At 32.4% G+C, this 19,595-nt stretch carries 23 protein-coding genes and 1 pseudogene; 22 read left to right on the top strand and 2 right to left on the bottom strand.

Annotation, left to right across the window (positions count from 1 at the left end):
• The first annotated feature begins 3 nt into the window (after positions 1 to 3).
• The gene (locus tag ABEY15_RS09275; protein ID WP_025568179.1) at positions 4 to 183 is read left to right on the top strand and encodes a hypothetical protein; all 180 of its coding nucleotides are present in this window, start codon (positions 4 to 6) and stop codon (positions 181 to 183) included.
• 158 nt (positions 184 to 341) lie between these two features.
• Here the strand turns inward: ABEY15_RS09275 and ABEY15_RS09270 are convergent, their stop codons facing one another.
• Positions 342 to 776 (bottom strand): hypothetical protein, encoded by a 435-nt coding sequence (locus ABEY15_RS09270; protein ID WP_429889767.1) that lies wholly within the window; start codon positions 774 to 776, stop codon positions 342 to 344.
• 759 nt (positions 777 to 1,535) lie between these two features.
• Between ABEY15_RS09270 and ABEY15_RS09265 the strand changes: the two genes are divergently transcribed.
• The 3 genes from ABEY15_RS09265 (at position 1,536) to ABEY15_RS09255 (ending at position 4,113) form a co-directional block, all read left to right on the top strand.
• Positions 1,536 to 2,375 (top strand): SAM hydrolase/SAM-dependent halogenase family protein, encoded by an 840-nt coding sequence (locus tag ABEY15_RS09265; protein WP_429889766.1) that lies wholly within the window; start codon positions 1,536 to 1,538, stop codon positions 2,373 to 2,375.
• 413 nt (positions 2,376 to 2,788) lie between these two features.
• Positions 2,789 to 3,502 (top strand): WxL domain-containing protein, encoded by a 714-nt coding sequence (locus tag ABEY15_RS09260; protein ID WP_429889765.1) that lies wholly within the window; start codon positions 2,789 to 2,791, stop codon positions 3,500 to 3,502.
• 143 nt (positions 3,503 to 3,645) lie between these two features.
• The gene (locus tag ABEY15_RS09255; RefSeq protein ID WP_429889764.1) at positions 3,646 to 4,113 is read left to right on the top strand and encodes an RDD family protein; all 468 of its coding nucleotides are present in this window, start codon (positions 3,646 to 3,648) and stop codon (positions 4,111 to 4,113) included.
• A gap of 30 nt (positions 4,114 to 4,143) precedes the next feature.
• On the opposite strand, the gene ABEY15_RS09250 is transcribed toward ABEY15_RS09255, so the two are convergent.
• A complete protein-coding gene (locus ABEY15_RS09250) occupies positions 4,144 to 4,455 on the bottom strand; it encodes a hypothetical protein (RefSeq protein WP_025568175.1) in 312 nt (103 codons plus the stop codon).
• 170 nt (positions 4,456 to 4,625) lie between these two features.
• Between ABEY15_RS09250 and ABEY15_RS09245 the strand changes: the two genes are divergently transcribed.
• From ABEY15_RS09245 to ABEY15_RS09160, 18 genes and pseudogenes are all read left to right on the top strand, one after another.
• Positions 4,626 to 5,237, top strand: coding sequence for a sterol desaturase family protein (locus ABEY15_RS09245; protein ID WP_429889763.1), 612 nt, complete (start codon positions 4,626 to 4,628; stop codon positions 5,235 to 5,237).
• Between the two features lie 302 nt (positions 5,238 to 5,539).
• Positions 5,540 to 6,760, top strand: a complete 1,221-nt coding sequence (locus ABEY15_RS09240; protein ID WP_429889762.1) for an MFS transporter — start codon at positions 5,540 to 5,542, stop codon at positions 6,758 to 6,760.
• Between the two features lie 154 nt (positions 6,761 to 6,914).
• Positions 6,915 to 7,586, top strand: a complete 672-nt coding sequence (deoC, locus tag ABEY15_RS09235) for a deoxyribose-phosphate aldolase (protein ID WP_429889761.1) — start codon at positions 6,915 to 6,917, stop codon at positions 7,584 to 7,586.
• Between the two features lie 161 nt (positions 7,587 to 7,747).
• On the top strand, positions 7,748 to 7,921 hold the full coding sequence (gene rpsU, locus ABEY15_RS09230) for a 30S ribosomal protein S21 (RefSeq protein ID WP_003152957.1): 174 nt from the start codon (positions 7,748 to 7,750) through the stop codon (positions 7,919 to 7,921).
• Positions 7,922 to 7,935: 14 nt separating this feature from the next.
• The gene (locus ABEY15_RS09225; RefSeq protein WP_069034181.1) at positions 7,936 to 8,385 is read left to right on the top strand and encodes a GatB/YqeY domain-containing protein; all 450 of its coding nucleotides are present in this window, start codon (positions 7,936 to 7,938) and stop codon (positions 8,383 to 8,385) included.
• A 476-nt stretch (positions 8,386 to 8,861) separates the two neighbouring features.
• A complete protein-coding gene (locus ABEY15_RS09220; protein WP_429889760.1) occupies positions 8,862 to 9,326 on the top strand; it encodes a hypothetical protein in 465 nt (154 codons plus the stop codon).
• A gap of 330 nt (positions 9,327 to 9,656) precedes the next feature.
• A complete protein-coding gene (gene yqfC, locus ABEY15_RS09215; protein ID WP_088011443.1) occupies positions 9,657 to 9,905 on the top strand; it encodes a sporulation protein YqfC in 249 nt (82 codons plus the stop codon).
• Between the two features lie 49 nt (positions 9,906 to 9,954).
• Positions 9,955 to 11,142, top strand: a complete 1,188-nt coding sequence (gene yqfD, locus ABEY15_RS09210; RefSeq protein WP_429889759.1) for a sporulation protein YqfD — start codon at positions 9,955 to 9,957, stop codon at positions 11,140 to 11,142.
• Between the two features lie 3 nt (positions 11,143 to 11,145).
• A complete protein-coding gene (locus ABEY15_RS09205; protein ID WP_429889758.1) occupies positions 11,146 to 12,108 on the top strand; it encodes a PhoH family protein in 963 nt (320 codons plus the stop codon).
• 73 nt (positions 12,109 to 12,181) lie between these two features.
• Positions 12,182 to 14,282: pseudogene (locus ABEY15_RS09200) on the top strand (HD family phosphohydrolase).
• Positions 14,283 to 14,291: 9 nt separating this feature from the next.
• Positions 14,292 to 14,768, top strand: coding sequence for an rRNA maturation RNase YbeY (gene ybeY, locus ABEY15_RS09195; RefSeq protein ID WP_056474934.1), 477 nt, complete (start codon positions 14,292 to 14,294; stop codon positions 14,766 to 14,768).
• A complete protein-coding gene (locus ABEY15_RS09190; protein ID WP_429889757.1) occupies positions 14,749 to 15,129 on the top strand; it encodes a diacylglycerol kinase family protein in 381 nt (126 codons plus the stop codon). Before ybeY ends, ABEY15_RS09190 begins: the two co-directional genes overlap by 20 nt.
• Before the next feature lie 47 nt (positions 15,130 to 15,176).
• Positions 15,177 to 15,575, top strand: a complete 399-nt coding sequence (locus tag ABEY15_RS09185; RefSeq protein ID WP_429889756.1) for a cytidine deaminase — start codon at positions 15,177 to 15,179, stop codon at positions 15,573 to 15,575.
• Positions 15,568 to 16,476: a GTPase Era gene (gene era / locus ABEY15_RS09180; protein ID WP_429889755.1), complete on the top strand. Its 909-nt coding sequence runs from the start codon at positions 15,568 to 15,570 to the stop codon at positions 16,474 to 16,476. The genes ABEY15_RS09185 and era overlap by 8 nt, the downstream gene beginning before the upstream one ends.
• 232 nt (positions 16,477 to 16,708) lie before the next feature.
• Positions 16,709 to 16,852, top strand: coding sequence for a YqzL family protein (locus tag ABEY15_RS09175; RefSeq protein WP_429889754.1), 144 nt, complete (start codon positions 16,709 to 16,711; stop codon positions 16,850 to 16,852).
• Positions 16,853 to 16,879: 27 nt separating this feature from the next.
• Positions 16,880 to 17,665 (top strand): DNA repair protein RecO, encoded by a 786-nt coding sequence (recO, locus tag ABEY15_RS09170; RefSeq protein ID WP_429889753.1) that lies wholly within the window; start codon positions 16,880 to 16,882, stop codon positions 17,663 to 17,665.
• Positions 17,666 to 17,762: 97 nt separating this feature from the next.
• A complete protein-coding gene (locus ABEY15_RS09165) occupies positions 17,763 to 18,401 on the top strand; it encodes a helix-turn-helix transcriptional regulator (RefSeq protein ID WP_098428876.1) in 639 nt (212 codons plus the stop codon).
• A gap of 20 nt (positions 18,402 to 18,421) precedes the next feature.
• On the top strand, positions 18,422 to 19,234 hold the full coding sequence (locus tag ABEY15_RS09160; protein ID WP_098428875.1) for a pyruvate, water dikinase regulatory protein: 813 nt from the start codon (positions 18,422 to 18,424) through the stop codon (positions 19,232 to 19,234).
• The last annotated feature ends 361 nt before the right edge of the window (positions 19,235 to 19,595 follow it).

Here is a 19,595-nt window from a genome sequence, read left to right as displayed (position 1 = left end):
AAAATGTTCTCGATAGGCAACTATGTTATGTTTAGCTTAGATGGTGCTGTGGGAACGGTTATGGAAACTAAAGATAATCATTGCTTAGTAGCTTGGGAGGATCGTGTTTGTAGTTGGGCAAGTTTCGATCTACTAAGGAAAATTAGTTGCGCAGAATTAATTCAACTCTTCACTCCAAAATAATTCACCTTTTAAATGGATCGATATAAAAATGGGGGCTATATGAGAGGTAAAACAACCTCCCATATAGCCCCTAATTACATATTTAAGCACGTCTGAATGCTTGTAACTGATTCAACCTCAAAATAAGACAACTACTACTAATTTAAAAGAAAAATTTTTCACCTTAACCCGTATACCATAAAAACAATTCTATATGTTCCTTTTTCTATTTTCACTTTTTGGGGTTCTTGGATAGGTGCTTTATCCGATTTCGATTTACATCCTACTTTATTCTTACAGGATTTAATTAAGTTCTCACTGTTTTTAGGTTTAGATAATTTTGTTTTTTCTTTTTTACCAGTTTCAAGTTTAGAGTGTTTAGTTTTATAAATTATTTTGGTTGGCTTAGTACTTGTCTCTTTTTCTGTTGCTTCTTTATGTTCTGCTTCATTTGAAGGATCTGTAATAGAGGTAAAAATAAATAAAACAAATAAGGTCCCAGTAATAATAAAATTCTTTAAAGACTTTCCGTTCATTTTAAAGAAAGTGACAATCCCCTTAATAATAAAAAATAGGATTCCTATTAGACATAAAAATTCAATAAACGTGTACAATAGTTAGCCTCCCTAAATTTCGCCACATAATAACTATTCGTTATAGAGGACTAAATTACCTTTTTAAAGTTAATTGGAGTGTTACTAAAGTATAGGTAAATTCCATTTGATAAAATAGTGGGTGCTATTTTCCTGTATGCAACTATTTTATTTAGTACTTTAGTTGTTATTGTTTTGTAATTAAAAATGGAGGAGGATATACATTGCAGAACCTATTAGGCATCTAGTAATATATTCATAAAAAAAATAACTCCTTTAGAACTAATTATGATCTCTTCTTCAATAATATTCATACAGTTCATCCACTCTAACTATTAATAGGAAGATTTCTATTAATATAGAAGTATTTAGTCAAATTTTATTTAACACCTAGCCACTTAAATTAAAAAGTTCCCCAAAATGTATCTAAGTTATTTAATGTAGAATACATTTTTACACAAACCTAGGGGACACTATAGGTAATAATAAATGTTGATGTGCCAGCATTTCAAAACTATATACTTTTAAATGCTAATGTTATTAATAGATATAGTATCTAACAACTATATCTTTTTTATTTTTAGTTTAAGGGAAAGGTCGAATTAGACATTAAGGTTAAAAGAATTAGAATTTACCAAAACTATACAATTCCAACGTAATAATAAAAAAAAGCAAAGCTATAATTAAATTCGTTCAATAAAACACGAATAATATCATTGACTAAATAATAGATTGAATTTATATTTAATTTTAAATATTCGGACAATTAGGGGTGTTTAGATGGGAAATGCATTAGTGTTTCAGTCAGATTTTGGATTACTAGATGGAGCAGTTAGCGCTATGTATGGTGTTTCTTGTAGTGTAAATCAAGATATAAAGATTTACGACTTGACCCATGATATACCTCAATACAATATTTGGGAAGCTTCTTACCGACTTGTACAAACAATGAATTACTGGCCAGTAGGAACAGTATTTGTTTCAGTTGTAGACCCAGGTGTAGGCTCAGATCGTAGAAGTATAGTGGCTCGCACAAATACGAATCACTTCATAATATCACCTGATAACGGAACATTAACACATGTTGGCAAAATATATGGAATCAGCCAATTAAGAGTCATTGACGAAGAAATTAATAGACTACCAAATTCAAGTGAATCTTATACTTTCCATGGTAGAGATATATTTGCTTTTACAGGTGCAAGATTAGCTTCAGGAATAATTGACTTCGAAAATATTGGCCCAGAAGTGGATTCAAATTCTTACATAAAATTACCAATTAAAGAATGTTATAGTGAAAACAATGCGATAACAGGAACAATTGATATACTTGATGTACGATATGGTAGTATTTGGACGAATATTGGTCGATCAGATTTTCTCAAACAAGGCGTTTCTTATGGAGACTTTGTCGAGGTACTAATTACACATCAAGGAAGAAAAGTATACAAAGAAGCAGTAAAATATGGAAAATCATTTGCCGATGTAGCAATTGGAGAACCAATCTTATATGCAAACAGTCTAGATCAAATGGCAGTCGCTGTAAATCAAGGCTCGTTTACTGATGAATACGGAATTGATACAGGTATAGACTGGGAAATAACACTTAAAAGTAAGTAGGGAAGGCTCGAAAGTAACAAGTACTTTTAGGTAATGAGAAAAAGAATTATTTTTCCTTATTCCCAAATTTTTTTAGTAATTTTTCATTAAAATTTTAACTTGGAAGTTTACTTATATTTAAGTAGGCTTCTTTTTTTTTAGTGGATTTTAATCGGGAAGTTGGAGATTTCGAATTAAAATTTATAAAATCACGTGAATTATTTCACGAAATATTCATTTTTGACTCTATTAAATTTCTTATATTTAGGGGATTTGTAAAATTAAAAGTAAAAGTTTAGTGAATGTTTTCACAATTTATTCACAGACAATTGTATTTTCCTTTACTATAATTGGCTGTAACTTCTAGATAGATGTTGAGTCTTTTTTTGAAAGCATCTTTATATGAAGAATTTTTTGTAAGGGGTTTTGATTAAATGAAAGTTTCAAAAATTGTAGCAATTGGCGTAGTAAGTTTTTCAACACTTGTTGGAGCGGTAAATACATCATTTGCAGCTGTTACGTCTCAAGCAAATTCAAAAGCAGCTATTAATTTTACAGAAGGTTCTGGTCCAGTAACACCAGTAGATCCAACCGACCCATCAACTCCATTAGAGCCAATTGGTCCTACTGATCCAACAGATCCTCCTACAGGTGAGACAGGTCCGTTAACTTTGGACTTTGTTTCTTCAGTTCAATTTGGTTCGAAAGAAGTTTCAACTAGTGATCAGGTTTATTCTTCTACCTCTAAAAAGCCTTTTATCCAAGTTTCTGATCGCCGAGGTACTGGTGCAGGGTGGAAAGTGACAGCAAAAGCTAGTAAGTTTACAAACGGTGCAAGTGAATCACTGCCCGGCGCGGTTCTTACCTTTAAAAATGGATCAGTTGTAACCCCAGGTAGTGGAACTGGCCCAGCGCCTGCTCAAACGATTACACTAAATACAGATGGATTAACTGAATCTTCAGTTGTTACTGCTGAACCTGGTACGGGACTTGGTACTTGGTTAACAAGATGGTTAGGCCCAAATCCTGATGTTAATGATGGTGCAGTAAATAATAATGTAACATTACAAATTCCTGGTGGATCAGCAACGATAGGTAATCATGAAGCCGTTGTTACTTGGACACTTGTCGATGCTCCAGGTGTATAATTGAATCTACATAAAAAAGCTTAATCGATATTTATAGCCTGATAGGTACATTCTATTAGGCTTTTTATATTTTTCCAATTAAAAATTCTGTATAATTTAAACTGTCGTTAAGGACATCTTAGAAACTAAAGGTGGAGATTTTATTGGAATCGTATTCTAAATTAGCAAGTAGATCAAGTAGGTTATTAGCAATATTGGTTGATGGATTTATAACTTTTCTTTTTATTTTTGCTTTTTCTATACTTACTGGGATGACAAAGTTTTCAACGTTTATTAATCCTACTAGAGTAGACAAATTTGATATTGGTTCTTCTCTAGTATCCATCATTAGTGTCATTATATTTTTTATTTTGATCCCTACATTTGTTTGGAAAGGACAAACAGTAGGAAAGCGTTGGTTAAAAATTGCAATCGTTAAGAACGATGATCAAGAAGTAAATTTAAAGACAATGATTATAAGAGAAATTTTTTTCCTTTTTGGATACATAAAAATACCATATTTTTCATTAGTTGTAGGTTTTGTTGCATTTGTTGATCCGTTTTTCATATTTTCTGCAGATCGAAGAACATTTCATGATTTAATTGCAAAAACAAAAGTAATTGATGTTTAAAATAAAAAGAAAGCTCCTTGAGCTTTCTTTTTATTTTAATATTTTCATTTGGCTTATATGGGCACGAGTTTCTTCAGTACCTAATTCATAAATCATCGCATAGGCTTGTTTTAAAAAATAGTCATATCCATCATTATTTTCTTGGCTCCAATTTGTGATTGGAATGATGAAAGCAGTTTGAATACCTGCTGCTTCATCATAACTGTCAATCTGATGGAAAATTCTTTCGAGTCTATGTTTTTCATCGATTGTAGCATCGATTTCTAACTCATAAGGTGCGTCCCCTTGATTTGGAACAATTGTTTTTGCTTGAACGGATACATAATATCTCCTTTTTTCCATATAGATCTCCCTTTTACGTATTTTTGGTTATCATTTTTATTATCCTCACCGACCAGTGCTTTATTCAAAATTAATAATCAGCTCGAAAAACTTAAAAAGGAATTTCATAAATCATATTGAAATATAAATTTGATATTAAGATAATTTACGTATAGATAAGGGGGGAATTTATGAAGGGACTATATCGAGACTTTTTTCTTCATTTCGATATTATTGTGATGGGGGTACTTTTTTTAATTGGCATTATTTATAGTATAGGATTTCATTTATCATGGCTTACTGTCTTAATTTTCATTATAGGATTAATCTTTTTTATGTTTAGTGAGTACGTAACTCATCGTTTCATTTTTCACATAAAAGCACCAAAAAATAAACTATTTCTTAAATTTATGAAACGAATTCATTATGATCATCATACGTATCCAGATGATTTGAAATTGTTATTTTTACCGATATGGTATAGCATTCCTAATTTAGGATCACTTTGTATAATTTATTTTTTGATATCGAAAGATCTAATTCAAGCGATCGCATTTGGTTCAGGTTTAGTTTTTATGTTACTAGTGTACGAATGGAAGCATTATGTAGCACACAGGCCAATTAAACCAATAACGAAAGTAGGACGACAGATTAAAAAGCTACATATTTTGCATCATTTTAAAAATGAAAACTTTTGGTATGGCGTATCGACACCTATTTTTGATGGAATTTTTGGTACATTGAAGGATGAGAAGGAAGTAGTAACAAGTAATACTGCGAAAGCCTTAGAAGAAAGAATGTAAACTGCAAGTAAAAGAGGTATTTTGGTTTTTTAATTGGTGGTTATTGCGGCATTATTGCCGGTCGGTTGTATAATTTTAAAATGATTAAAGAAAATGCCTAGTGTTTACGCTAGGTTTTTTTGTCGGTAAAATAGCCCATTTTATAAACTTTTACTAATAAATTAATATTTTATAAATATTGAAAAAAGGGTAAATATTTGATTGGTGTGCTTACTATACTGAGAATAAGGGGGGATGATTGTGTCATTGGATCGAACTCATTTAGAAAATGTTTTTAGACAGATAAGAAGAGAGAAATTCGAATGACTAAACTAAATTACAAAAAAATTATGCTTTTAGGATTTGGATTTTTTGCAATTAGTCTTACTTGGTCCGTCTATAATGCTTTTATGCCAAAACTTTTAAGCGATTATTTAAAGTCATCTGCATTAATCGGATTTATTATGACGTTTGATAATTATTTTGCATTATTTTTACAACCTGCCGTTGGAATGTATAGTGATCGTTTAGATACACGATTTGGTAGAAGAATGCCATTTTTAATAGTCGGTATGCCACTTGCAGCAATATTTACCTTTTTAATTCCAGTGCATAAAACACTTTTTATGTTGATCTTTTTTATTGTGTTTATGAATTTAAGTATGAGTATTTTCCGTTCTCCGGTAATAGCACTTATGCCTGATTTAACAAGAGTTGAACAAAGAAGCAAGGCGAATAGTGTCATTAATTTTATGGGTGGAATTGGTGCTTTAATTGCATTCTTTATTGGTTCAATTTTGTGGGATCTAAATAAAGGATTTCCTTTTTACTTGGCAGGATTTTTAATGTTATTTAGCTTTTTAATTCTTTTTTTCTTTATTAGAGAAAAAAGAGATGTCCTAAATTATGAGCAGGCTGAAGAAAAGGTACAATTAAGAGAAGGTTTTCGTTCAGCTATTCAGAATAAAAGTGCATTATATCTATTATTAGCAATTCTGAGTTGGTTCACTGGATTTAATGGAATTGAAACTTTTTTTACACGTTATGGGGAAGTTTATTTAGGAGTAAAAGTTAGTGCAGCGGCGTTTTCATTTGCTTTCATCTCATTAGCATTTTTAATCTTTGCAATTCCTGCCGGGTTTATAGGGACAAAAATTGGTAAGAAACGAAGCATATTAATTGGTATATTTGGAATTATCATTGGTTTTATTGTTTTATTTTTCTTAAAGGATTTATTATTCATTCGAATAGTCTTTTTGATTATGGGATGTTTATGGGCATTAGTAAATATTAATTCTTATCCTTTCTTAGCCGAGATGGCACCGATTGGATTTATTGGAACATATACAGGTTTATATTATTTATTTTCATCAATTGCTAATATTATATCACCACCATTATTAGGTGCAATTATGGATTTAATTGGATTCAAGTACATGTTCTTGTATGGTTGTTTCTTTATTACAATTTCATTTTTCATGATGCTTAAAGTAAAGGATAATCATAAAACAGTAGTCGAAAAAAATTCAAATGCATCTATATAAATTTGATGCTTTGAATTTTTTTTGGCTGAGTTTTTAAATTTTAAGCTGAGGTTTCACATAATTAAAATTAAAAAACAAATAATAATAAATGCTGATATTTCAGTGTCTTTAAAAGAGTATTTTTGAAAAAAACATTAGTTAGGAGCACTACAAAATGACAACTAATATCAATAAATTGATTGATCATACAGTTTTAAAACCTGAAACAACTAAATCTCAAATTGAAAAATTATGTCAAGAAGCAAAAGAACATAATTTTGCTTCGGTTTGTGTGAATCCAACTTGGGTCAGCCGTTGTGCAAGTTTGTTAAAGGGCTCTGAAGTTTTAGTTTGTACTGTAATTGGGTTTCCTTTAGGTGCCAATACAAAAGAAACAAAAGCGTTTGAAACGAAGAATGCAATTGAAAATGGAGCCGGAGAAGTCGATATGGTGATCAATATCGGAGCTTTAAAAGATAAGGATTATGACACTGTTGAACAAGATATAGCAGCAGTTGTGAATGCAGCAAAAGGTAAAGCATTAGTAAAAGTAATTATTGAAACAAGTCTTTTAACGAATGAAGAAAAAGAAATGGCTTCTAAGCTTTCTGTAAAAGCTGGAGCAGATTTCGTTAAAACATCTACAGGATTTTCAACTGGTGGTGCAACTGTAGAGGATGTAGCATTAATGAGAAAAACAGTTGGACCTGATATTGGGGTTAAAGCATCTGGCGGAGTACGTGATATAGCAAGTGTAAATGAAATGGTGAAAGCTGGAGCAACACGAATTGGTACAAGTAATGGAATCACGATTGTCCAAGGAAACGTAGCAACAGAAGGCTATTAATTCCTTTTAATGGCAAAGGGTGTTAAGTTTCAAACTTGACATTTACCTGTTGACCTATCAATAGTTTATGTATTATAATCGTAAAAGACATGTGGAAAAGTGTTCTTTTTTGCAATGTTTTATTGATTGTAAGTGGTAGCTTGGAGGGAGGGAAAAGTAAGATGTCTAAAACAGTCGTTCGTAAAAACGAATCTTTAGAAGATGCTCTTCGTCGTTTTAAACGTTCAGTTTCTAAAACTGGTACGCTACAAGAAGCAAGAAAACGCGAATTTTATGAAAAGCCAAGTGTAAAACGTAAGAAAAAATCAGAGGCAGCGAGAAAACGTAAATTCTAAGAGAGGGTGTTACTATGAGTCTTCTCGAACGTTTGAATTCAGATATGAAACAAGCGATGAAGGAAAAAAACAAAGACAAGTTAGCAGTTATTCGAATGGTGAAAGCGTCATTACAAAATGAAGTAATTAGCTTAGGGAATAATGTGACATTGTCAGCTGATCAAGAGTTAACAATTTTAACTCGTGAAGTGAAACAACGTAAAGACTCCCTCCTGGAATTCGAAAAAGCTGGTCGTCAAGACCTTGTGGATAAATTAAAGCAAGAGTTACTGATTCTAAAAGAATACTTGCCTCAACAATTATCTGAAGAGGAACTTCTTGAAATTGTACGTGTTACAATTTCAGAAGTCGGTGCTACATCAAAAGCTGACATGGGGAAAGTAATGAGTGCAGTTATGCCTAAAGTAAAAGGACAAGCTGATGGCTCTTCTGTGAATAAAGCTGTAGCAAGTCTGTTAAAATAAACGTCTATTTATAGACGTTTATTTTTTTTGGATTTATGAGTTACTGCAATTAAAATCTTCGAAGTGAATATAAAAAAATCAAAACCGCAATTAACTCCTTCAAAATAATCCTTCATCACATAAATCTGCTTAAATTTTCACGAAACATTACGGTTCACTAAAAAATTAACTTAATTTTACCTAAAACCCTTAAATCTTCTTATCCACAATCACACATCTGCACCATATTCAGTCTTGGAGTAAACGATATCCTTTAATTGAGCTACACATATCCTTCTACCCCTTTTAAAATTTACATAATTCCAGTTTAGAGAAAACTCGAATCAAAAGAGTCAATGGAAAAATTATTAATATTTTATTCAATATTTAACTAAGTGTGTGATTTATATCACATATAAAATTAAAGTTATTCGTTATGATGAATTCAGATGAACAATGCATTTGTTTATCGCCTATTGGTAAAGGAGAGATGAATAATGACACCGTTCGGGGACTTACACAATGATCTTGGGGGAATAGCATTTGCTTTAGGTTGGTTAATAATTGTCGTACCATTTGCATTTACATTAATCTATATTACGAAAGAGATGGCAATAGGTGACGAAGAACGACTTCAAGATGAGATTAAGCAAGGGCTTCATAACTATGCTAGAACAAATAAAAAACCATTTATAACAGAAACAAATGATTCACCACAAATGGATACAACTATGGCTAAAAGGCCGTTACTTATTAAGTTGGTAGTTTTGATAGTGAGTGTACTCATCACTTATGTTACAGTCAAAGGGATATACGGTGATGGGAATAGTGATATAACTTCAATTGGTCTTGTAGTAATGTGGAGTCTTTTCTTTCTCACACAAGGGGCTCTTTGGTGGGTTGCTACTTCACAAGGAAAACAAGATGTTTATCAAGATGTTACAAACCAAAGAAGAATGTAAAAATGTAAATAAATTTAAACCGAGAATAGATGTTTGCTCTCGGTTTTTTTCTATGCTATTACTAAAAAATCGACTATAAGATGGCTCTTGGTAAACTAAATTCTTAGATTGATTTTCCGCACCACACAGATGCCAGCACCCATATAGCCCAACACTTCCTCCCATAATCTAAAATCAATAAACCCCACCTCTATAAAATCCAAATATTCATCTTAAATTTCCTTTACCATTTTCTTTTTATATCATACCTTCTCAAAATTCATCATAAATATGATATGAAAGGGGGAGGAGTCTATCTTGAAAAGATTAGCGCATAATTTAAAAACATGGATGTCAAGTAAGATGGACTTACCACCAGATGTACTATTGGAATTGCCGCGTATTACGATGTTAGGTCAACTACATATTTATATTGAAAACCATAGAGGGTTACTTGTGTATTCGGATAATGAATTACGTTTGTTAATGAAGCAAGGGCAGTTGTTGATTAAGGGGAAAGATTTTGTTTTGAAGACGATGTTACCTGAGGAGATTTTGTTGGAAGGCGAAATTGAGCATGTGTATTTTATTAATGAATAGCATCTAGAACTTACACCATGATCAGTCTAATGAACATGGGGGATTTAGGATGAAAAACCAATGGACTTCAAAACTTACGGGGATGGTTCAAGTAAAAGTAATTGGGCTTGGACCAGAACGTTTTTTAAATGATTGTATGCGAAAGGGAATCCCACTTCGTGATGTGAAGAAAAGTGGAACAAATTCGATTACGTTTACAATTGAGTTGAAAGATTATAAACGGATCAAGAATATTCCTCGTAAAAAAGAGTATAAGGTTTATTTTATTGGGAGGAAGGGGCTGCCTTTTGAAGTTAGACGAGCATGGAAGTATTTCGGATTTGTAGTTGGTGTTGTTGGCTTTTTAGTTGTATTATTTTTACTATCAAATATGGTTTGGCGAATTGATATAAAGGGTGCTTCACCTGAAGTGGAATATAAACTTCGGAAAGATTTAACTGCAATGGGTGTTAAGACTGGCGCGTCTCAATTTACTCTACCTAGAATGCAAACAATCCAGAAAAAGCTACAAGATGATAATCCAACATTAACCTGGATTGGTGTACAATTAAATGGGACTACCTTTCATTTTGAAGTAGTTGAAAAGCATATACCTAAGCCTGAGAAGGCGTTAAGTCCACGTCATATTATTGCAAGTGAAGAAGCCGTTATTTCAAGTATGTTTGTTGAAAAAGGGAAACCTCTTGTAGTGAAGAATGACTTTGTGAAAAAAGGTCAAATATTAGTATCTGGAATAATCGGAACGGAAGAACATCCTATTTTAGTCCCAGCTGTTGGCAAAATCATGGGGGAAGTTTGGAGAGAGGAAATTATTAGTGTTCCTTTAGATACTCCGTTTACGGTGCTTACAGGAGAGAGAAAAACTAGTTATTATATTGGAACTAAGGAAAATAAAATAAAATTTTGGGGTTTTGATAAGAATAAATATAAGTCTTTTGAAGATGAAAGTAGTTCGTATCAATTTAAATTTTTAAAATGGAAATTGCCGATTTTTTTCAGTAAAAAAACAATTCTGGAAAGTGAAAAATATGTTAGAACATACTCTAAAGTGCAGGCTGCTCAACTTGGAAAACAAATTGGTAAGAAGGAATTAATGAAAAAGTTAAGTCCAGATGCCAAGATTTTACAAGAAAAAGTTTTGCACGAGTCAATAGACAATGGTAAAGTTAATTTAAGAATGTATTATAAAGTTTTAGAAGATATCACAAAAACGAAAACTATTGTTCAAGGGGACTGAGTAATGCCAGAACAACTACTAACGATTAATCAACAACTAGAGGATCCAAACGAAGCAATTGCCTTATTTGGTACAAACGATAAGCATCTAGAAATAATTGAAAATTTGCTTGATGTTAAGATTGTGTCACGTGGTCAATCTGTACAAGTTTCAGGTACGAATGAAGATGTGAAAACTGTTGAGCAAATCATTCAAGCTCTTTTAGAGGTTATTCGAAATGGAGTGAGTATTACATCGAGGGATGTTACATACTCAATTCAGATGGCTAAAGAAGGAAGGCTGTCATCATTTGCTAGGTTGTATGACGAAGAAATTATTAAGAATTCAAAAGGAAAACCAATTCGAGTTAAGACTTTTGGACAAAGACATTATCTTCGTGCGATTCAATCAAATGATTTAGTATTTGGAATTGGACCTGCTGGTACAGGTAAAACATATCTTGCAGTTGTCATGGCTGTTCAAGCATTAAAAAATAATAAAGTAAGTAAAATTATTTTAACAAGACCTGCTGTGGAAGCTGGGGAAAGTTTAGGGTTTTTACCAGGAGATTTAAAGGAAAAGGTTGATCCATATTTAAGACCATTGTACGATGCTCTACACGATGTTTTAGGACAAGAGCATACTGTGCGTCTAATTGAACGAGGAACAATTGAAATTGCACCTTTAGCTTATATGAGGGGACGTACTTTAGAAGATGCCTTTGTCATTTTGGATGAAGCTCAAAATACGACAATGGCTCAAATGAAGATGTTTTTGACCCGTTTAGGATTTGGCTCTAAAATGGTTATTACAGGTGACCCTTCACAAATTGATTTACCTAAAGGCGTAAAGTCCGGTTTAGTATCAGCTCAATATACACTAAAAGGTGTTGAGGGTATTGGTATGACAATCTTGGAACAAACTGACGTAGTTCGTCACCCACTAGTACAAAAGATTATTCAAGCTTATGATTTAGCAAAAGAATGATTCGTAGTGACCCTACATTGATAGGGTCATTTCGTATTTTTATGATGAGGTGCATTTCTAGAAAGGGGAAACAATGAATAGTTTGCAAGCTTTAATTCAGCGTTTTAAGAATCAAACTCTTGTCATATTACTATGTACTATTGCATTCAGCTTATTAAGTTTTCTTCTTTTAGTTAGTCATGTTAGACCGGTAAAATACGACATTCAGCTATTATCAATTGCTGATGATAATATTTATTCACCTATCACGATTGAGGACAAAGGAGCTACAGCTAAAAAGCGACTTGAGGCTGCAGCAAGAGTTGAGGATGTATATAAATATGAAGAAAGTTACACAAAAACGGATAGACATAGTAAATTCAATCTTTGATATTGTAACAGAAGTGAAGAATGAAAATGCAAAGAGTGATAATCCTACAGGACAAGCATTAATTGATAAAGAAACAAGTGAAGTTAAGAAAAAACTGCCTGACGATATTCGTAAAAACTTAGAAGATAGTGTATTTAGCACATTAGTTAGATCGTCAGAAGAACAGTTAAATATTACGAAAGCTTCGTTAAATACGGCTATTAACAATGTAATGTCTGAGGAAATTACGACGAACCAAATCGAAGAATCTCGTGGTAAACTACGAAACGAATTATCATATGTAAGCGTTAATCCTTCACTAAAGGATGCGATGATCTCAATTGGTGAATTTGCGATTGTGCCAAACTACTTTTTTGATGCAGAGGAGACTAAAGAGAGAAAACGTCTAGAAAGTGAAAGTGTAGATAGTGTCTATATTTTACAAGGACAAGTCTTAGTAAAAGCCGGGGAAACAATTACAAAGGAAAAATATGATCAATTAAAATTAGTTGGCTTAATAAAAAACAAACAGTCGATTCAACCGTATATTGGATTAATTTTATTAATTGGAGTATTGGCCTACTTCGTATTGAAGCAAACGGCATCTTTAAAAGAAAAAGGAAATATATACATCGTTACATACTATAGCATTGTAATTTTTACAATCTTAATTTTGAAAATTGTAAGCTTGTTTCAAAAAGTTGAGTTTTCTGGCCTTGTATATGTAGCTCCAGTTGCGATTGGGACTTTATTGTTAAAGTTTTTATTAGGTAATCGATATTTAATGGTTTCGTCGATTATTTTCTCTATTTGCGGTAGTTTAATGTTTAACGAAGATGTAAATGGCGCAATTAATTACTCGACTGGAATTTATATTTTATTTAGTTCAATCGCCGTTTTATTTTTAAATGAGGTTAAAAATAAGCGTTCAATGATTCTACATGCAGGATTTTTAATTTCGCTTGTTAATATTGCCACTCTGTTTTCTTTGATCTTAATTCGGAATGGTCAATATTCATCAGTAGAAATTGGGATTTATTTATTAATGGGACTTACTTCTGGAGTTTTATCAAGTGTCATTACGATGGGGATTTTACCTTTTGTAGAAGATTCGTTTGGAATGGTTTCCTCATTTAAACTTGTTGAGTTAGGAAGTCCAAATCATCCTTTATTAAGAAAAATTTTATTAGAGGCTCCGGGTACATACCATCATAGTATAATGGTTGCAAATTTAGCTGAAGGTGCTTGTGAAGCGATCGGTGCAAATGGTTTGTTAGCTAGGGTAGGAGCATATTATCATGATATCGGTAAAACGAATAATCCAGGATTCTTTATAGAAAATCAAATGGGTGGTCATAATCCTCATGACCGTATTAAACCGATTCAAAGTAAGGATATCATTTTAAGGCATGTAAGTGATGGAGTAAAAATACTAAAAAAATATAATTTGCCAAAAGATATTATTGATATTGCAGCAGAGCATCATGGTACAACTTTATTAAAGTATTTTTACTATAAGGAAAAAGAAACGAATCCTGATGTTAAAGAAAGTGATTTTAGATATCCAGGTCCAAAAGCTCATTCAAAGGAATCGGCTATTGTAGGAATTGCTGATAGTGTTGAAGCAGCAGTTCGTTCGTTAAAGGACCCTGATATGGAAAAAATCGAGGTATTAGTTTCTTCCATAATGCATGATCGTTTGAATGATGGTCAGTTTGCAATGTGTGAATTAAATTTAAAAGAATTACACATTGTTGAGAAATCATTGTGTGAGACTTTAAAAGGAACTTTCCATTCAAGAATACAGTATCCAGATGAAAGATAAGGTGAGAATATGGTTCAACTAGAAATTGATTTTATAGATGAAACAAATGAAGTGACTAATGAACAGCAATCTGATATAAAGGGTTTACTAGAGTGCGCACTTGAATATGAGGGTGTAACGGGTGAAGTTGAAATTGCAGTTTCATTTGTAGATGATGAAAGGATTCATGAAATTAATAAAGAGTATCGAGAGAAAGACCGAGCTACTGATGTTATTTCATTTCCAATGGAAGAATTAGGAGAAGGCGAAATTGAAATCATTGGAGTGGACTTACCACGTACTTTAGGTGATATTGTCATTTCGATTCCTACTACTAAGAGACAGGCTGAGGAGTATGGTCATTCGTTCCGCCGTGAATTAGGTTTTTTAGCAGTTCACGGATGTTTACATTTACTTGGTTATGATCATATGAATGAAGCCGATGAGAAAGTGATGTTTACAAAACAAAAGGAAATATTAGAGAAATATGGCCTTGAAAGACTCTAAAAAAAGAGCGCCATTACTTAAATCTTTTGGTTTTGCATTTAGTGGTATTTTTAAAGTCATTAAGGATGAAAGAAATATAAAAATCCACTTATTTGCAGCACTTATTTCAATCGGCCTTGCGTTGTATTTACATATTAGTCGAATAGATTGGTTAATCCTTCTGCTTATTATTACAATTGTCATTTCACTAGAGTTAGTTAATTCTTCAATTGAAGCAGTTGTAGATTTAGCATCACCTAATAAACATCCTTTAGCAAAAAAAGCGAAGGATGTGGCAGCTGGGGCGGTGTTAGTCGCTGCAATCGTTTCAATCATTATAGGTGCTTTGCTATTTTTTCCGTATTTTACTATACTACGTTAATAAGACCCCACTTTTCGTGTTCGGGCTTATAATAGGAGGCTACATAAATGGATAAACAACAACTTATAAATGAAGCGATAAAAGCTAGAGTAAACGCATATGTACCATATTCGAAATTCCAAGTTGGTGCAGCGTTACTTACAAAGGATGGTCAAGTTATTCATGGTTGTAATATAGAAAATGCATCATATGGTCTAACGAATTGTGCAGAACGAACAGCATTATTCAAAGCATATTCAGAAGGCATTACGGAGTTTTCAGCAGTGGCAGTAGTCGCTGATACAGAGGGACCTGTTGCGCCTTGTGGGGCATGCCGTCAAGTTTTATTTGAACTTAGTGGTCCAGATACAGTCGTATATTTATCAAACTTAAATGGAGCAATCCAAGAAACAACAGTAAAAGAATTATTGCCAGGAGCATTTACATCGGAGGATTTGAATGAATAAAGAAAGTTATAAATCAGGTTTTGTCTCAATTATAGGTAGACCAAATGTAGGGAAAAGTACATTCCTAAATCGAGTAATAGGTCAAAAAATAGCTATAATGAGTGATAAGCCTCAAACTACTCGTAATAAAATTCAAGGCGTTTTTACAGAAGATGATGCACAAATTGTCTTTATCGATACGCCAGGAATCCATAAACCAAAACACAAGCTTGGCGATTTTATGGTAAAGGTAGCTCAAGAATCAATTAAGGATGTTGATGCTACATTATTTATGATAAATGCCAATGAAGGATTTGGTCGTGGAGATGAATTCATTATTGAGAAGCTGCAAGGAAGTCGTAGTCCAGTAATTTTAGTCATTAATAAAATTGATACAATTCACCCTGATCAGTTATTTGATTTAATCAATAAATACAAAGATTTATTCCAATTTGCTGAAATTGTTCCGATCTCAGCATTACAAGGGAATAATGTCGATCGTTTATTAAAAGTTATTAAAACTTATTTACCTGAAGGTCCGCAATATTATCCTGCAAATCAAGTAACAGATCATCCTGAAAGATTTATCATTTCAGAATTAATAAGAGAAAAAGTATTGCATTTGACTAGAGAAGAGGTTCCACATTCAATTGCTGTTATTATTGAGCAAATTGAAAGAAGACCAGAAGGAAATGCAATATACGTGAATGCAACAATTGTCGTTGAAAGGTCTTCCCAAAAAGGAATCATTATCGGAAAGCAAGGTAGCATGTTAAAAGAGGTTGGCAAGCGTGCTCGTTTAGATATAGAAAACTTGCTTGATACAAAAGTATTCTTAGAGTTATGGGTTAAGGTTCAAAAAGATTGGCGTAACCGTATGTCTCAATTAAGAGATTTAGGTTTCCGTGAGGATGAGTATTAAAAGGCAAAAATCAAGGGACTAGGGCTTAGCATCATGGTCTAGTAATATGACCATTTGTTCAAAAAAGCCCAACATATTTTTCTTGATTTTGCAAGCTTTTTATTTGTTATTTTTATAAATTTTATACACATGAAAATCGGGAGAGAAGGTCACATTATAAGTAAGCAGGGAAAGTAATTGGCTATAGGTAATGAGCAATGAGTTGTAGCTATTCTTGAAAGGTGGTTTCTCAATGTTGAATTTTACCTGGGATGTCTTTTCTAAAACTGGAAGTGTTGAGACATATTTATTGTTTAAGCAGCTTGAACAGGAACATGTGGATCAGAAAAGTTACATTGATGAAGAAATAGCTGATATTGATTCCCTACATACTTAACCTTCATCCAATTGGATGGTGAGTTAATTGTTACAGCGTGTAGAAGGAATTGTATTACGGGCAAACGCTTATGGAGAATCAAATGTTATTATTACTCTCTTAACAAGAGAATTAGGTAAGATAGGAGTTGTGGCAAGAGGAGCAAAGAAGACGAATAGTCGACTTGCTTCTGTTACACAACTCTTTACATATGGGTCGTTTTTAATTCAAAAAGGATCTGGTTTAGGTACTTTAAGTCAAGGAGAACTGATTGATTCATTTCGTGAATTAAGAAGTGATTTAGTTGCAACTGCGTATGCTTCGATTGTTGTAGAACTTACTGATAAAGCGGTTGAAGAGAAAAAAAATAATCCGTATTTATTTGAATTGGTCCTTCAATTACTACAGCACATGAATGAAGGTGCAGACGCTGAAGTTTTGACTTATTTATTTATGACAAAAATGATACCTGTATTAGGATATCACCCATTTTTTGATCAATGTGTGAATTGTAAATGTAGTGCAAATGAAAATATATTTGTAGCCTTTTCTGTTAAAGAAGGTGGGTTTTTATGTCAGCGTTGTAAACAGACGGATCCATATGCTTTTTCTGTTACCGAAAAGTCGGTTAAGTTAATGAGGCTATTTTATCATTTTGATGTAAATCGACTTGGAAAAATTGAGGTTAGTGAAGCAACAAAGAAAAACTTACAACAAATTTTATTTTCTTACTATGATGAATATAGTGGAATCTATTTAAAGTCACGCAAATTTTTAGAGCAATTAAAAAACATGGATAATTTTCTGAAAACTAATAAAAATTCAGAAACCTAAGGAAGGAAATAGGCTACCTATTTCCTTCTTTCTTTTTTAAATTGTAAAAATAGTATATAATATTTATTAGAGAGTATAACATATTGGATAGTTAGGGGTGAGGAAAATCGAACTGACAAAGCGACAAACTCAAATACTTGAAATTGTAAAAAGTAATGGACCAATTACAGGTGAACATATAGCTGATAAGCTAGCACTTACAAGAGCTACGCTTCGCCCGGATTTAGCTATTCTTACAATGACTGGTTTTTTAGAGGCAAGACCACGAGTAGGATATTATTACACAGGAAGAACAAGCGGTGCACAAGTCATTGACAGAATTAAAAAATTGACTGTAAAGGAATTTCAGGCGATTCCAGTTGTAGTAGATCGAAGTTCATCAGTGTATGATGCAATTGTTACAATGTTTCTTGAAGATGTAGGAACGTTATTTGTTGTTGATCAAAATTCGATTTTAACAGGAGTACTTTCGAGAAAAGACTTACTCCGTGCAAGTATAGGAAATAAAGATTTGCATACATTACCCGTAGATATTATCATGACGAGGATGCCAAACATTACAATTTGCTATAAAGATGATACAATTTATAATGTAGCTAAGAGTTTAATTGAAAAACAAATTGATGCTGTCCCTGTTGTTCGTGAAAGTGAGCATGGACTTGAGGTAATTGGTCGATTTACAAAAACAAATTTTACTCGTGCGATTGTAGACTTAATGAACAATGATATGTTTTAGTAAAGTTAAGAGGTGAACATATGGGCAATTCAATCGTTTATGTTGTATCAGATTCTGTTGGTGAAACAGCAGAGCATGTCGTAAAGGCGGCTATTAGTCAATTTCATCAAAAATTCGAGATTAGACGTGTACCATACGTTGAAGATAATGCAACATTAATTGAAATAGTTCAAGTAGCAAAAGAAAATAATGGTATTATTGTATTTACATTAGTAAAACCTGATATGAGAAAGAAATTATTAGAGGAGTCGCAAAGTGCAGGTGTAATCGTATATGACTTAATCGGTCCATTAATCGATAAAATTTCAACGATTCATAAACTTGAACCTAGAAATGAACCTGGTGTTGTTCGCAAACTAGATGAAGATTATTTCCAACGTATAGAGGCAATTGAATTTGCGGTTAAATATGATGATGGAAGAGACCCAAGAGGTATTGAAAAAGCTGATATAGTCTTAATCGGTGTATCTAGAACATCAAAGACTCCTTTATCACAATATCTTGCTCATAAAGGATTTAAAGTTGCCAATGTGCCTTTAGTTCCAGAAGTAGATCCACCAGAACAACTACTTAAAGTTCCAAAAGAAAAGTGCATCGGACTAATGATTTCTCCAGAAAAGTTAAACCATATTCGAAAAGAAAGATTAATTTCATTAGGACTTCACGATGGAGCTAGTTATGCTAATATTTCAAGAATTGAAGAAGAACTAAAACATTTCAATAATGTTGTTAAACAAATTGGCTGTAAAGTTGTAGATGTTTCAAGTAAGGCAGTAGAAGAATCCGCTAATGTAATATTAAATTACTATTACCAAAACAAGCAGATTAGATAATTTTATTGAAATTAAAAATGATGATCGATCTTTTTAGACTGACACATTAGAGTAATCTAATGTGTTTTCATCTTTTTTTTAAGGAATTTAGTTAAATTAGGATCTTATGTAAAAGTTAAAATTCTTTAGTACTTATTGCTAGATTTCTTAATTAAAATAGATTATAATAAAAATTGTATGAAATGAACTAATTAATAGGTTTAACTTTTTATACTTACGAATAAACTATGAATATGTGCTTCCTAGTTTATTGAAAGATGGAAATAAAACTACATAAATCGATACATGTTGAAGGAATTACAAAAGACGTGTAGAAATTAATCATAAGCGATAAATAAATGGGTTAATGAAAACCAGAACT

The sequence above is a fragment of the Gottfriedia acidiceleris genome, assembly GCF_050457485.1.
GTDB classification, from domain to species: Bacteria; Bacillota; Bacilli; order Bacillales; family Bacillaceae_G; genus Gottfriedia; species Gottfriedia acidiceleris_D.
This window is presented reverse-complemented; position numbering and strand designations above follow the sequence as displayed.

What these genes read in the sequence shown, in the direction of transcription:
- ABEY15_RS09275 (WP_025568179.1), top strand. Translation starts at nt 4, where the DNA reads ATGTTCTCGATAGGCAACTATGTTATGTTTAGCTTAGATGGTGCTGTG.
- ABEY15_RS09265 (WP_429889766.1), top strand. Translation starts at nt 1,536, where the DNA reads ATGGGAAATGCATTAGTGTTTCAGTCAGATTTTGGATTACTAGATGGA.
- ABEY15_RS09260 (WP_429889765.1), top strand. Translation starts at nt 2,789, where the DNA reads ATGAAAGTTTCAAAAATTGTAGCAATTGGCGTAGTAAGTTTTTCAACA.
- ABEY15_RS09250 (WP_025568175.1), bottom strand. Translation starts at nt 4,455, where the DNA reads ATGGAAAAAAGGAGATATTATGTATCCGTTCAAGCAAAAACAATTGTT.
- ABEY15_RS09245 (WP_429889763.1), top strand. Translation starts at nt 4,626, where the DNA reads ATGAAGGGACTATATCGAGACTTTTTTCTTCATTTCGATATTATTGTG.
- ABEY15_RS09240 (WP_429889762.1), top strand. Translation starts at nt 5,540, where the DNA reads ATGACTAAACTAAATTACAAAAAAATTATGCTTTTAGGATTTGGATTT.
- deoC (WP_429889761.1), top strand. Translation starts at nt 6,915, where the DNA reads ATGACAACTAATATCAATAAATTGATTGATCATACAGTTTTAAAACCT.
- rpsU (WP_003152957.1), top strand. Translation starts at nt 7,748, where the DNA reads ATGTCTAAAACAGTCGTTCGTAAAAACGAATCTTTAGAAGATGCTCTT.
- ABEY15_RS09225 (WP_069034181.1), top strand. Translation starts at nt 7,936, where the DNA reads ATGAGTCTTCTCGAACGTTTGAATTCAGATATGAAACAAGCGATGAAG.
- ABEY15_RS09220 (WP_429889760.1), top strand. Translation starts at nt 8,862, where the DNA reads ATGACACCGTTCGGGGACTTACACAATGATCTTGGGGGAATAGCATTT.
- yqfC (WP_088011443.1), top strand. Translation starts at nt 9,657, where the DNA reads ATGTCAAGTAAGATGGACTTACCACCAGATGTACTATTGGAATTGCCG.
- yqfD (WP_429889759.1), top strand. Translation starts at nt 9,955, where the DNA reads ATGAAAAACCAATGGACTTCAAAACTTACGGGGATGGTTCAAGTAAAA.
- ABEY15_RS09205 (WP_429889758.1), top strand. Translation starts at nt 11,146, where the DNA reads ATGCCAGAACAACTACTAACGATTAATCAACAACTAGAGGATCCAAAC.
- ybeY (WP_056474934.1), top strand. Translation starts at nt 14,292, where the DNA reads ATGGTTCAACTAGAAATTGATTTTATAGATGAAACAAATGAAGTGACT.
- ABEY15_RS09190 (WP_429889757.1), top strand. Translation starts at nt 14,749, where the DNA reads ATGGCCTTGAAAGACTCTAAAAAAAGAGCGCCATTACTTAAATCTTTT.
- ABEY15_RS09185 (WP_429889756.1), top strand. Translation starts at nt 15,177, where the DNA reads ATGGATAAACAACAACTTATAAATGAAGCGATAAAAGCTAGAGTAAAC.
- era (WP_429889755.1), top strand. Translation starts at nt 15,568, where the DNA reads ATGAATAAAGAAAGTTATAAATCAGGTTTTGTCTCAATTATAGGTAGA.
- ABEY15_RS09175 (WP_429889754.1), top strand. Translation starts at nt 16,709, where the DNA reads ATGTTGAATTTTACCTGGGATGTCTTTTCTAAAACTGGAAGTGTTGAG.
- ABEY15_RS09160 (WP_098428875.1), top strand. Translation starts at nt 18,422, where the DNA reads ATGGGCAATTCAATCGTTTATGTTGTATCAGATTCTGTTGGTGAAACA.